Below are 12571 nucleotides of genomic sequence, written 5' to 3' on the forward strand. Positions count from 1 at the left end.
ACGGGATTTCCCCGAGCGACCCGGCCTTCGCGCGGCCTAACCTGCCGCTTTCAATCCAGATGAGTCGTTACGATGGATCGCTTCATCCTGACCCGGAATGTCGCTCATTTTCGTGAGCTCCTGGCGGTTGAGACAGATCCGGAAAGGCGCTCGACGATCGAAACACTGCTCACGGAGGCAACCCGGCAGCTTACTAAGCTCGACACGAGCGATCGGCCGGCCGGCCAGCCGGCCGGCACATGACCCGCAACTCGAACCGATCCGGTCAGGGTTGAAGAAGCGCGATAACGAACACCCAGAAGTCTCGGGCGAGGATGATCGCCACGCCGGCAAGGAAAGCGGCAAGCCACAGCGCCATCACCATGATCGCGACCGGACCGGCTTCGCGCGACACCCGTTCATCGACATGCCGCCCGGTCACGGCCATCTCGCCTGGGCGGGAGCGCCTGCGGACTGCCGCGCAAGCGACAGAAGCGCAACCACTTCCGTATCGCTGGTCTGGGTGAAGTCGGCGTAATGCGCGCCGACGGCATGAAATGGCGTGGGCGTCGCCAGACATACAACCTCGTCGCATTCGCGACGAAGAACGACAAGACTCTCGGCGGATGCGACCGGTACCGCGAGAACCAGGCGGCCCGGGTCATTCCGGCGGACGCTCAGCAATGCCGCCCTGATCGTCCCTCCCGTCGCGATTCCATCATCGACCACTATGACCGTCCTGCCGTTTACCGGCGTCGGTGCCCGATCCCCGAGATAGGCGTGTCGCCGACGCTCGATCTCGGCGATCTGTCGAGCCGCTTCTGCACGCACATAATCGGAGCCTGGAGCGATTATCCGCACCGCTTCATCATTCAGGATGATCTGCGGTTCGGGCCCATCGACCACCGCCCCTATCCCGAACTCCTCATGGCCCGGAGCGCCGAGCTTGCGAACGACGAGCACATCGAGTTCGGCGTGGAGCGCGCGTGCGACCTCATATCCGACGGGCACGCCGCCACGCGGCAATGCCAGGATCAACGGCCTCTCGCTCTTGAAGCGGGCGAGCACGGCACCGAGCCGACGGCCAGCCTCCGCGCGATTTCTGAAGATCGGTTCATCCAACATCAGACCCTCCATCTCCCAGATGCCTTTGAAACCAGTGACGGGCATGAACGATCACCGCATCGAGCGCGCCAGCTTCCTCGAACAGGTGCCCCGCACCACGCACGACGATCATCTCGTGGACACAGCGCATGTGATCCATCGCCGCGCGATTGAGCCGCATCACCAGCGTGTCGAGGCTTCCGACGATGAGCTGGGTCGGCGCGCGAACACGTGCAAGCGCGGCTGCCCCCGCAAGATCCGGTCGCCCTCCGCGTGACACGATTGCGGCAATTCTGGCCGGTTGGTCAGCCGCCGCACGCAAAGCCGCTCCTCCGCCGGTGCTCGCGCCGAAATATCCGATCGGCAAATCGGCAAGCTCGCTGTGTGTCCCGAGCCAGTCGGTGGCGCGCAGCAATCTTTCCGCGAGCAGATCGATATCGAAGACAGTTGCGCGGTCCCCTTCTTCAAAGGGGGTCAGCAGATCGACGAGCAGCGTGGCGAGACCCGCATCGCGAAGACCGGAGGCGACATATTGATTGCGGGGGCTCAACCGGCCGCTGCCGCTGCCGTGCGCGAAGATCACGACGCCAAGCGGAGCCGGCGGCACACCCAGGAAGCCCTTCAAACCTTCAGGATGAATCAGGACCGGTCGCTGTTGGGCTGTTGCCGCCGTCATCGTTCACCTCCACCCGACCTGCCGACAGGCCGGCGAGCAGGAGGATCGACGTTCCCGACATCCCGCGCACTTGGTAAGACTACTGAGAGCGCCGGCCTGCACCCCTCCTCGGTAAATGGCGCAACTGTCGATATGAGCGATCGGAAACGGCAGACCATTGGCCGTTCCATATAAGGATGTTCCAGCCCGCGATCCCATGCCGCAGTCGCCCGCACCGAGCCGCAGATTTGTGCGTCGCATCGGGCAGACATCGGTGCCCGTATCGGCCTTCACCGCTGCTCGGTCGAGCGGTACCCTCGCCTTTCGACGCCGGCGCGGCGCAGCTTTCGGGACATGGCCTGTTTTTCGAGCGCGGCGCAAAGCTTCGCCTCGAAATGACCGCCGAATCCCTTGATCTCGCGCAGTCGACCGGCCTCGACGCATGCGCGCAAGTCTTCGAGCGAACGCACGTCAAACCGCTCCTGCAGCAGCTTCAGCCGCTTGGTTCCTATGCCTGGCAGCAAAGCGATATCGGCGAGGTCGCCAGGCAAGTCGCGCTTGAGTTCCTCGAGCAGGGAGAAACGCCCGGTCGACGCGATTTCTTCGATCTTACCTGTGAGATCCTTGCCGATACCCTGGAGGACAAAGGGTTCATTGCCGGACGCGACCATGTCAGAAACATCTCTCGCTTGTTCACGGATTGCCCGCGCCGCGCGGCGATACCCACGTACGCGAAACGGATTCTCGCCTCGAATCTCGAGCAATTCTCCCGTCTGGTCGAGCAGCTGCGCGATTTCTGCATTTGAGATTGCCATTGCCCGGCCTCCCTGCAGGACTCATGAACAGCGCCGCAAAGCAGAGCAGACGCCTTGCAGATCGAACATTCGTAATATTCCGAAGCCTTCACCTTACAGTTCGAGTATCGCGATTGCCGCCCCGCAAGGGAGCGCAGTCGTTACCAGCCATCCGCCTCACCAGCTCACCCTCCCGACGGCCAGACACCGCATCTCAGGGTTTTCCCGAATTGGAAGATCCCCACGGCCTGTCCAGGATTGCAACCATCCTGAAGCAGACAAGGGGTCAGGTGATATGCTCGTGCCTCATGGAGCTTATATTCTCGCCATTGATGGCGGGCACACGCGCCTGTTGCGAAATCGCGGGCGTGAATGCGCGATCGATCTCGACACCATCGATGAACGCCGGCTGTTCAATCCGCGCACGCACATTCTCAGCGAGACTCAGCCCGGACGTGCCTTTCAGGCCATCGGTCGCGAACGCAGTGCCTATGAAAGCACCGATACCCATCGTCGTCGCGGCGACGCCTTTTGTGAAGCGGCTCTCGAAGACGCGATCACCGCCGCCGCGGACGCGCCGGCATTGATCCTGATTGCGCCACCACGGGTCATGGGCGTGCTCCGCAAGCATGTCATGCGCCGCCGACCGCATCCTCTGGTCCATGAAATCGTCAAGGACCTGACGTCGCTCGCTCCCCAAGCGCTGGCCGAGCATATCAGGGACTTGCGATGAGCGACCAGGTTTTTTGTCCCTTGCGCGACCACGGCGAAGCGCGGCCCGGAAATGCAATACCATCTCCCTGGCAGGAATGAGAGAGGATCGGTGCGATGAGCGATGTGCAATCGCGGAATCATGAGGCCTCCAAGACGGTGACTGAAGCGCTGCGGGCGGCTGCCGAACTTTTGCCGCCCCCCGCCGATTTCGAGACATTTGGCGCGATGTTCGATCGTTTCGCCGACGCTCGGGTCGTCCTGCTCGGCGAAGCGACGCATGGCACCTCCGAATTCTACAGGGCCAGGGCGGCGATCACGCGCCGGCTGATCGAGCGTCACGGCTTCACCATCGTCGCTGTGGAAGCGGATTGGCCCGATGCAGCCCGGATCGACGACTATGTCCGCCACAATGCACCACGTCCACGTCGCGGCAATGCGTTCGCCCGATTTCCGACCTGGATGTGGCGAAACATCGAAGTTCTCGAATTCATCGACTGGTTGCATGGCCACAATGCCAGACTGCCCCCGGCCGAGCGCGCCTCCTTCCATGGCCTCGACGTCTACAGTTTGAACGAGTCGATCCATGCCGTGCTCACCTATCTGGACCAGATCGATCCTGACGCTGCGGCGCGCGCGAGGCATCGCTATGGGTGCCTCCTGCCTTGGCAAGACGATCCGGCGCAATATGGACGAGCAGTCCTTCACGGCTCGCATCATGGATGCGAGCCGGCGGTCGTGGCGCAGCTCCGTGAGCTGCTGCTCAAGCGCCTGGTCTATATTCGAGAAGATGGCGAATCGTGGTTCGACGCAGCGCAAAATGCGCGCATCGTGCGCACTGCCGAGCATTATTACCGAGCCATCTACGAGGGCTCGGCAGCAAGCTGGAATCTGCGCGATCGCCACATGTTCGAAACGCTCCAGACATTGCTTGCGCACCGGGGAGAGAGCGCCAGGGCGGTCGTCTGGGCTCATAATTCGCACATCGGCAATGCCGCCGCCACGGCAATGGGATGGCGGGGAGAGTTCAACGTCGGCGAACTATGCCGCATGGCATATGGCGACGAAGCGGTGCTGATCGGATTCGGAACCGACCGCGGGCGCGTCGCGGCGGCAAGCGCCTGGGACGGCGACATGGAGATCAAGACCATCCGTCCCGCACGATCGGACAGCTGGGAGCACGCCTTCCGCAGAGCGGGGATCGCCCGCTCGCTGGTCGAATGGCGCTCCACCGATCGTCGCTCACTTGTGCCACTGCTGCGCGAACCGCTCCTCGAACGCGCGATCGGTGTTGTCTATCGGCCCGAGACCGAACTCCTCAGCCATTATTTCCAGGCAGTGCTCGCGGAACAGTTCGACGCCCTCATATGGTTCGAGGAAACCACGCCCGTTTCACCGCTCGGTCCCGAGCATCCACGCGGCGCGCCGGAACTCTACCCCTTCGGGCTTTGAACCTTGCCGGCATCGGCGGTCGCGCTCGCGCTCAAGATCGAGTGCCTGAACGGCGATCGGATCGAAACGCTCCCGCTCGACGCATGCGCGCTCAGCAGGTGACGAGATCGGTGTGTCCGAAGCCTTTCGCATAGTCGAGCACAGAGATCACAACCGGCACGATTTCGAAGATAGAGACATCCCCAGCTTGCGGCATCGCGACCGGCAGACTGGTTTGTTCCGGGTATTTCGCCGGGAGCATCTGCAGGATCCGTGATGCCTTGTCTCGGTCAGTCACGGCTTTGGCCCGCGCGCCCATCGACAGTCCCGTGATCCCGGCCAAGTCCGATGTATCATGATCGATGGTGAGGGACACGCGATCGTCGAGCGCGATATTGGCAGCCTTTTGACTCTCGAGTCCGCAAAGGAAATAGAGTTTCATCCCGTCGTTCACATATCCGACCGTCGTTGCTTGCGGCCAACCATCGGGACGCAGCGTCGCAATCGTCATGATCCGGTGCTCGTCCAGCAGCCCCAGGATTTTCTCTCGCATGGCGTCATCCATCTTCGACCTCCTTCATCCGGCGTTCTCGCCGGCGAAGTTTTCGCGTCGCACATATCCGGGCCGGGCACGCTAAGTAGAGATACCAAGGTGGCGAAAGCGTCGTACGCAGTGGCGTCGTCGCGTGATCGCAGTACAAGCGCGGGCTAATCGTCAGCGCCGTGCCAACAGATCCTGCACCCATCGGACCAGGCCGGAACTGTCCATGACGCCCGACCGTCGGGCCAATTCCCGCCCCTTTTCGAAAAGGATCAGTGTCGGAATGGATTGGACACGATGTCGCCCTGCCAATGCCTGCTCGGCCTCGGTGTCGACCTTGGCCAACCGGACCATCGGCTCAAGCCGGGCGGCTGCTGTCTCGAAATGCGGCGCCATCGTCCTGCACGGCCCGCACCAACTCGCCCAGAAGTCGACAAGCACGGGCAAGGTGCCGATACGCATGAGACGATCGAACCCGCTGGCATCGAGCGCGGTCGGCTTGCCGAGAAACAGCGCTTCGCCGCATTTGCCGCATTGCGGCTGCTCCCGGATCCGCGCATCCGGCACCCGATTGGCCGTCGCGCAGTGCGGGCAGATCACGATCTGAGCATCCTGCATGACTTCAGCGTTCCCATGTTCGGGTTACCGCGCGATAACACGGCCCCTTGCCAAGAACGAAGATGCGGCCAAATGGAGCCGCGCCGCCTGGCGCTTCTGCGGCGCGAGCGTGGTCCGTCAACCGCCTCGCTCCTCGGCAAGCAAGCGGCATAGCCTTCGGGTACGATCCGCGACATCGCGCAGACAAAGATCGGCCTGGTCGCGCGGATATCCGTCCACGACGCCGCCAAAATGAAGATAATCGGCGCGTTGCGCGCCGAACGCCTTGAAGAGGTAGCGTGTCATCACCGTCTTGAGCGCCTCCATCTGGCCTTGGTCTCCCAGCCATTCCTGCGACGCGCCCGACGTCGTGACGACGAGGAGGTGCTTCGCCCGCAGGACGCCCTGTGCCTCGCCCGCCTGTACCTGCGCGGCGGTAACCCCCGAACCGAGAACCCGATCGACATAGCCTACCAACATGGCAGGCGGCATTGCGAACCAGATCGGATGAATGACCGTGTACATGTCGGCACCATCGATTATCGCCAGCTCCTCGCGCACATCCGCCGATACCGAGAAATCGCGACGGTCGGGCCGCTCGCAATTCTTCAGCACCGGATCGAAGCCCAGGCCATAGAGATCGCGCAGGACCACCGCCTGGCCGCAAGCCTGCACCGTCTCGATATAGGTCCGCGCGATCGCCGCATTGAAGCTTCCGGGATCCGGATGGGCAAGAATGGCGACATGCCGAACTTTGTCTGTCATGCTCGAGTCCTTTCGATCATACCGATGTTCGCATCTACCGCGTGCACCGGCCGTCGGGTGCCGGCGCGTTGGCGCCCTTGTCTCTCCGATAGACATCCGGAAAATACCGAATCCCTACCGTTTCATCGGGCTCGGCGGTAAAATAGGCGACGTAGACGGGGATCGCCCGTGGCAATGCGATCGTCCGGGTTGCCTCGCCGGAGACCAGATCGTCCAGCCTTTCGCGCCGCCAGGGCGGACCAAGCAAAGCGGATGCGAGCCCGATCGCGTCGCCGACGCGCACGCAGCCATGGCTGAACGTGCGGACCTCTTCCCGGAACAGCGCCTGGGCGGGGCTGTCGTGAAGATAGACGTTGTAGCCGTTTGGCATGACGAGCTTCATTCTTCCCAGGGCGTTCGCCGGACCGGGGCGCTGCCGGTAACGCCCCGCCTCGCGCACATAACCCCGGCGGGCGGCCTCGGCCGGATTGCGGGCGACGAGGGCGGCAATGCCCTCTCCAGCGATTGATGGCGGAATATCCCACCAGGGATTGATGATGACACCCGTGACGGTTGCCGAGAATACCGGCGTCGGAGACCTCGCCTTTCCCACCACGATCTCCCATCGCCCGAGCATCTGTCCCTCTTCCCACAGCGTCGCTTCGAACGCTGCGGCATTCACCAGCAGGTAGCGCGGCCCGAGATTTCTCGGCATCCAGCGCCATCTGTCCAGGTTTGCGGCGAGTATGGCACGCCGCTGTGCATCCTGCTCCTGCGCAAGGGCGGCGCGCAGGGCGGCATAGAATGGATGCGAGGGACGGATTTTTTCGAACAGGGAATCGAGCCTGTCGGCGCGCAAGGCTGCGGCCAGGGCGGCCGGTATCTCGGCCCGCGCAAAGCCGTTCTCGATATGCCAGTTCGATCGTAGCGCCTCATTGCAACAGCCGCCAATATGGTCGAGCAGAAGCCCCTCGGCAGCCCGCGTTGCCAGCATATCCAGTTCAGCCGGATCGCCGGAACTCCTCGATCGTTCAATATCGGCGATATCGGCCGCGCGCGTCGCCAGGCCATCGCTGGGCGAAGTCCTTAGCCAGGCGAGGAGTTGCCCGACCTGCGCGTTGCTCCACTGCGGAGGCTCGGCAGAACCGATCAGGAGCCCGGCAAGGAGCGCAAGGACGAACTGCTTCATGGTCCCCGATTTCGCTCAATCCGGCAGCCGGGCCTATCCGGGTTTGTACGGACGCTTCCGCAGATCGCCGCAATATCCGGATCGGGACACCGACTTGCAGATGGAGGATCGCCGTGCGAGGCTCGATACATCGCTTCAGGAGTGCGGAATGGTCCACAGAAGCGCCGGTGTTCTACTGTATCGCTGGGCCCGGAATCGCGAGCTTCAGGTGCTCCTCGTTCATCCCGGAGGTCCGCTCTGGAGCAAGCGCGACACCGGCGCCTGGCAGATTCCCAAAGGCCTGATCGAACCCGGGGAGGATATCGAGGATGCAGCGCGCCGGGAAGCGCAGGAGGAGCTCGGCGCCGAACTCGCCGGATCCTTCCTGTCCCTGGGCGAGATCCGCCAGTCCGGCGGCAAGATCGTGCATGCCTTTGCGCTCAACCAGGCGTTGAATCCGGCCGACCTGCAGAGCAACATGTTCGAAATGGAATGGCCGCGGGGCAGTGGGCGGAGGCAATCTTTCCCTGAAATCGACGCTGCGCGCTGGATGACCCTGGAAGAGGCGGACGCGGCCATCCTGCCAAGCCAGCGCCCCTTGCTGCACAAGCTTCGGACGCTCGTCGACGCGGTATCCTGATCACAGACTTCCCTACGGCGCATGCTTCAGGCACGCCATGCGAAATCCCGGGATCCGCGTTCCGAACCGGCCTTGCGACCGGATAGTCAATGAGCATCTTTTGGGAAGGTCGGGGCAAGTTTGCGGATTGCGCGCGATCGATAGATCTCGACGGTCCGATGACTGATTCCGAGTTCAAGGCCGATGGCTTTGTTCGTCAAGCCGCGGGAAATGCCGTCAAGGATCTCGCGCTCGCGTTGCGACAGGCGATCCAGGAGCGATCCATCGGCACCGCGCCCGCCCGACCGACGTCTCATGCCCATCACGGGCGAATCCCCGTGTGCATGCCCATCAGCGCACGAATGGTGTTGATCAAGGCATTTTCACGAATGGGTTTTTCCAGGAACGCGCCAAAGCCAGCTTCCTCAGCCGCCCTTCGGAGCTCGGGGGTGGCGTAGCCTGTCACAAGAATGGCCGGCCCGCGCCATCCCCTCGCGCGAAGTGACCGCAGAAGCATGATTCCGTCGGATGCATCGAGACGATAGTCCGCAACCAGGCAGGCAGCCTGATCGAGGGTGTCGTCGAGCAATATCGAGTCCGGTGCCGGATAAGCGGAGACGTCGAACCCCCGCCCCTGCAACAACAACTGCAGGGAACGTCGCACGCCCGGGTCATCCTCGACTAGAAACACACGTCGCCTGGACGCCGTGACTTGCCCTGCATTGCCGTTCACACCGCAGCCTCCTCTTCGCCGCATCGATGACAAACCGGCTCGGGCAGGTCGTTACGTATTGATCCCATGACAAACAGAGATGCCCGCGACGCCGCGGCAAAGCCGCCTGCGGGATGCGCTTTTCCCCCGCATTCGGGAATCTACGGATGGCTTGGACATCCCGGAATTTCGCATTCTCGGGGCGAAGCACGAATGCCAAACCGGCCAAATGCGAGGCTCCCATGTCCATTCGCAATCTTTCGCCCCTTCTCCATGCGGAGAGCATTGCCGTAATCGGTGGATCTGATCGTCCGCACAGCCTCGGCAGGATCTTGCTCGACAACCTGCTCGGCAATGCCTTTGAAGGACAGATCCACGCCGTGAACCCGCATCGGGTCGAGCGCGCCGGAGTCCGTTGGTCGGCCTCGATCGGAGACCTGCCACAGGCGCCCTCGCTCGCTGTGATCGTGACCCCGGCCGATGCGGTGCCGGGCATCATCGCCGAACTGGGTGATCTGGGCACACGGTGCGCCGTTGTCCTGTCCGCGGGTATCGGCAAGTCGAGCGGGCTTGAACAGGCCATGCTCGATGCAGCGAAACGCCATATGCTTCGCATCGTAGGCCCGAATTGCCTTGGCATCATCGCACCGCATGCCCATCTCGACGCCACGTTCGCGCGCACGCCTGCGCTTCCCGGCAACCTCGCCCTCATCTCGCAAAGCGGCGCGCTCGTGACGGCGGTGCTCGACTGGGCTTATGCGCGCGGAATAGGCTTTTCGGCGATTGCGTCGGCTGGCGACATGGCGGACGTCGATCTTGGCGATCTTATCGACCTCTATGCGACCGATCCGGCGACCAAGGCGATCCTGCTCTATATCGAGGGTGTCACCAACCCTGCCAAATTCATGTCGGCTGCAAGCGCGGCCGCACGCACGAAACCGGTCATCGCGATCAAGGCCGGCAAGAGCGCCGCGGCGGCGCAGGCGACGCTTTCGCACACAGGCGCACTTGCCGGCAGCTACGACGTCTATCAGGCTGCTTTCGAGCGGGCGGGGATCGTGCTGGTCGATACGCTGACGGAGCTTTTCGACGCAGCCCAGATCCTTTGCACGGTTCGGGAACCGCGCGGCAATCGGCTCGGAATCGTCACCAATGGCGGTGGCGCCGGAATCCTGGCCGTCGATGCCCTGTCGACAAGCGAGGCAATATTGGCATCGCTGGGCCCGGCAACGATCGCACGCCTCGACGCCGTGTTGCCACCCACCTGGTCGCGTGCCAATCCTGTGGACGTGATCGGCGATGCGGGTCCCGATCGGTATCGCGCCGCGGTCGCAGCGATGCTCCGCGATCCGGGTGTCGACGCACTTCTCGTCATGAACTGTCCGACGGGGCGCAACGAAGCCGTGGACATCGCTTCGGCGATCGGCGACGAGATCGCCAAGGCACGCGCAGCGCATATCGACAAGCCGATCATCGCCTGCTGGCTCGGCGATGCGAACGCAGCCGCCGTCCGCGCGGACATGTCGAAGATCTCCATTCCGGTCTATACCACACCCGACGACGCCGTCCGGGGACTGGGCTATCTCCTTGCCAGCCGGCATGCCCGACAGATGCTCACCGATGCGCCCGCCGACATTCGCGAGCACCGCCATGACAAGGCCGCCGCGCGCAGGATCATCGACAATGCCCGCGCGGAGAAACGACCGCTCCTCTCGCCGATGGAAGCGCTTGACTTGCTTCGCGCCTATGATGTGCCGGTCGTGCCTTCCAGATTTTCGGCCTCGGTCGAAACGGTCGATGAAGCGAGCGTCTGGCTGAAAGCGCCATTCGCGGTGAAGATCGTCTCCCCCGACATCAACCATAAATCCGATGTCGGCGGCGTGGCGCTCGATCTTCACGATCGCAAGGCGGTGGCGGCGGCCGCCTGCGCCATGGAGAGCCGCATCCGCAGCGAGCATCCGGAGGCCAGGATACAGGGCTATCTCGTCGAGGAAGTGATCGACAGGCCACAGGCTCGCGAAATCATCGTCGGTATCGCCAGCGACCCGACCTTCGGGCCGCTGTTGCTTGCCGGAGCCGGCGGAACGGCGGTCGAGGTGATGGACGACAAGGCCATCGCCTTGCCCCCGCTCGACCATGAGGGGTCTCTGACGCTGATCGGCGGCACCCGTATCGCCAGGCTGCTCAAGGGCTATCGCAACATTCCGTCCGCCGATATCGACGCGATCGCCAGCGTGCTGGACGCATTGTCCGCCATGACCATCGATCTTCCCGAGATTCTGGAACTGGACATCAATCCACTCCTGGCCGATGCCGATGGTGTCATCGCGCTCGATGCGCGTGTCCGGATCAGCACCGAACCATTGCCGCGATCGCGCCTGGTCATTCGGCCGGCTCCGATGGAATGGGCGTCGGAGCTCGTGACGCAGAGCGAGTTCAACTTCTTCGTCCGCCCGGTGCGGGCGGACGACGAGCCGTTGCTGGCCGCCTTCTTCGAGCGCGTATCCCGCGAAGATCTCCGCTTCCGTTTCCTGTCCGGCGTCAGTCATGTCGGACATGACGTCCTGTCGAGAATGACGCATGTCGACTACCGCCGGACCATAAGCTTCCTGGCATTCGACGAAACGCGTCGCGAGATCCTGGCGACTGCGATGCTCGCCACCGATCCCGATCGCACGCATGCCGAGATTGCTCTCGCGACGAGGTCCGACATGAAGCGCAAGGGCCTCAGCTGGACTCTTCTCGAATATGTTCTGCGCTACGCGAAGAGCGAACGGATCGAGACGGTCGAAGCCATTGAAAGCGCGGATCACGACGCCGCGCTCCGCATGGAGCGCGAGATGGGTTTCAGCATCGAATCGGATCCGGCCGATCCGACAATCCGGATCGTGAGACGCTCGTTCAAACCGGAAAGGATCGGCTCATGATCATTCCGCCGTGCCGGCTGGCGGTCATCGACGGTCATCCCGACCCGGATCCAGGCCGCTTCGTCCATGCGCTTGCCAGAAGCTACGCCGACGGCGCGATCTCGGCGGGACATCAATTGCGGACGATCACGGTCGCGGAACTGGATTTCCCGATCCTGCGCGATCGCCGAAGCTGGGATGAGGAACCACCTCCCCCCGCGATCGCGCACGCACAGGAAACGATCAGCTGGGCCGACCACCTCTTCATCGTCTACCCACTCTGGCTCGGCGACATGCCGGCCATGCTCAAGGCATTTTTCGAGCAGGTGATGCGGCCCGGTTTTGCCTTCGATCCGGCTCAAGGCAGGTTTCCCAGGAAAAAACTGAAGGGGCGAACCGCCTGTGTGGCGGTGACGATGGGCATGCCGGCGCTCTTCTATCGCGCCTATTACGGGGCGCACAGCGTTCGCAGTCTCGAACGCAACATCCTGCGGTTCGTCGGTATCCGTCCGACCGACCGCATGCTGATCGGAAATGTCGAAACCGACGCGGAGTCCCGCAATTGCTGGCTTCAGGAAGCTCATGATCTCGGCGCTGCCGGTGGATGATC

General features: G+C 63.0%; 16 protein-coding genes. 6 read left to right on the top strand and 10 right to left on the bottom strand.

What is annotated here, in order from left to right; translation table 11 throughout:
* Positions 1 to 72 precede the first annotated feature (72 nt).
* Positions 73 to 243: a hypothetical protein gene (locus tag ACODTA_RS18440; protein WP_489067441.1), complete on the top strand. Its 171-nt coding sequence runs from the start codon at positions 73 to 75 to the stop codon at positions 241 to 243.
* A 22-nt stretch (positions 244 to 265) separates the two neighbouring features.
* Here the strand turns inward: ACODTA_RS18440 and ACODTA_RS18445 are convergent, their stop codons facing one another.
* The 4 genes from ACODTA_RS18445 to ACODTA_RS18460 all read right to left on the bottom strand — a co-directional run bounded on the left by ACODTA_RS18445 (position 266) and on the right by ACODTA_RS18460 (position 2553).
* Positions 266 to 427, bottom strand: a complete 162-nt coding sequence (locus ACODTA_RS18445; protein ID WP_489067442.1) for a hypothetical protein — start codon at positions 425 to 427, stop codon at positions 266 to 268.
* Positions 418 to 1104, bottom strand: coding sequence for a phosphoribosyltransferase (locus tag ACODTA_RS18450; RefSeq protein ID WP_489067443.1), 687 nt, complete (start codon positions 1102 to 1104; stop codon positions 418 to 420). Before ACODTA_RS18450 ends, ACODTA_RS18445 begins: the two co-directional genes overlap by 10 nt.
* Positions 1094 to 1759: a dienelactone hydrolase family protein gene (locus tag ACODTA_RS18455; protein WP_489067444.1), complete on the bottom strand. Its 666-nt coding sequence runs from the start codon at positions 1757 to 1759 to the stop codon at positions 1094 to 1096. The genes ACODTA_RS18450 and ACODTA_RS18455 overlap by 11 nt, the downstream gene beginning before the upstream one ends.
* Positions 1760 to 2028: 269 nt before the next feature.
* On the bottom strand, positions 2029 to 2553 hold the full coding sequence (locus tag ACODTA_RS18460; RefSeq protein ID WP_489067445.1) for a hypothetical protein: 525 nt from the start codon (positions 2551 to 2553) through the stop codon (positions 2029 to 2031).
* Positions 2554 to 2827: 274 nt separating this feature from the next.
* On the opposite strand from ACODTA_RS18460, the gene ACODTA_RS18465 reads away from it, so the two are divergent.
* Entirely contained in the window at positions 2828 to 3265 is a 438-nt protein-coding gene (locus tag ACODTA_RS18465; RefSeq protein WP_489067446.1) for a baeRF12 domain-containing protein, read from the top strand.
* Between the two features lie 95 nt (positions 3266 to 3360).
* Entirely contained in the window at positions 3361 to 4695 is a 1335-nt protein-coding gene (locus ACODTA_RS18470; protein WP_489067447.1) for an erythromycin esterase family protein, read from the top strand.
* Positions 4696 to 4786: 91 nt separating this feature from the next.
* Here the strand turns inward: ACODTA_RS18470 and ACODTA_RS18475 are convergent, their stop codons facing one another.
* From ACODTA_RS18475 to ACODTA_RS18490, 4 genes are all read right to left on the bottom strand, one after another.
* Positions 4787 to 5239 (bottom strand): pyridoxamine 5'-phosphate oxidase family protein, encoded by a 453-nt coding sequence (locus ACODTA_RS18475; protein ID WP_489067448.1) that lies wholly within the window; start codon positions 5237 to 5239, stop codon positions 4787 to 4789.
* 150 nt (positions 5240 to 5389) lie between these two features.
* Positions 5390 to 5833, bottom strand: coding sequence for a thioredoxin TrxC (gene trxC, locus ACODTA_RS18480; protein WP_489067449.1), 444 nt, complete (start codon positions 5831 to 5833; stop codon positions 5390 to 5392).
* Positions 5834 to 5950: 117 nt separating this feature from the next.
* Entirely contained in the window at positions 5951 to 6577 is a 627-nt protein-coding gene (locus tag ACODTA_RS18485; RefSeq protein WP_489067450.1) for an NAD(P)H-dependent oxidoreductase, read from the bottom strand.
* A gap of 34 nt (positions 6578 to 6611) precedes the next feature.
* The gene (locus tag ACODTA_RS18490) at positions 6612 to 7745 is read right to left on the bottom strand and encodes a L,D-transpeptidase family protein (protein ID WP_489067451.1); all 1134 of its coding nucleotides are present in this window, start codon (positions 7743 to 7745) and stop codon (positions 6612 to 6614) included.
* On the opposite strand from ACODTA_RS18490, the gene ACODTA_RS18495 reads away from it, so the two are divergent.
* Positions 7744 to 8364, top strand: coding sequence for an NUDIX hydrolase (locus tag ACODTA_RS18495; RefSeq protein WP_489067452.1), 621 nt, complete (start codon positions 7744 to 7746; stop codon positions 8362 to 8364). The genes ACODTA_RS18490 and ACODTA_RS18495 overlap by 2 nt on opposite strands.
* An 86-nt stretch (positions 8365 to 8450) precedes the next feature.
* On the opposite strand, the gene ACODTA_RS18500 is transcribed toward ACODTA_RS18495, so the two are convergent.
* Both ACODTA_RS18500 and ACODTA_RS18505 read right to left on the bottom strand, forming a co-directional pair.
* Positions 8451 to 8660 (bottom strand): LuxR C-terminal-related transcriptional regulator, encoded by a 210-nt coding sequence (locus tag ACODTA_RS18500; protein ID WP_489067453.1) that lies wholly within the window; start codon positions 8658 to 8660, stop codon positions 8451 to 8453.
* 5 nt (positions 8661 to 8665) lie between these two features.
* On the bottom strand, positions 8666 to 9076 hold the full coding sequence (locus ACODTA_RS18505) for a response regulator (RefSeq protein WP_489067454.1): 411 nt from the start codon (positions 9074 to 9076) through the stop codon (positions 8666 to 8668).
* 221 nt (positions 9077 to 9297) lie between these two features.
* On the opposite strand from ACODTA_RS18505, the gene ACODTA_RS18510 reads away from it, so the two are divergent.
* A complete protein-coding gene (locus tag ACODTA_RS18510) occupies positions 9298 to 11982 on the top strand; it encodes a bifunctional acetate--CoA ligase family protein/GNAT family N-acetyltransferase (RefSeq protein WP_489067455.1) in 2685 nt (894 codons plus the stop codon).
* Entirely contained in the window at positions 11979 to 12569 is a 591-nt protein-coding gene (locus ACODTA_RS18515) for an NAD(P)H-dependent oxidoreductase (RefSeq protein WP_489067456.1), read from the top strand. The genes ACODTA_RS18510 and ACODTA_RS18515 overlap by 4 nt, the downstream gene beginning before the upstream one ends.
* The last annotated feature ends 2 nt before the right edge of the window (positions 12570 to 12571 follow it).

Source organism: Sphingomonas sp. FG14 (genome assembly GCF_057809675.1).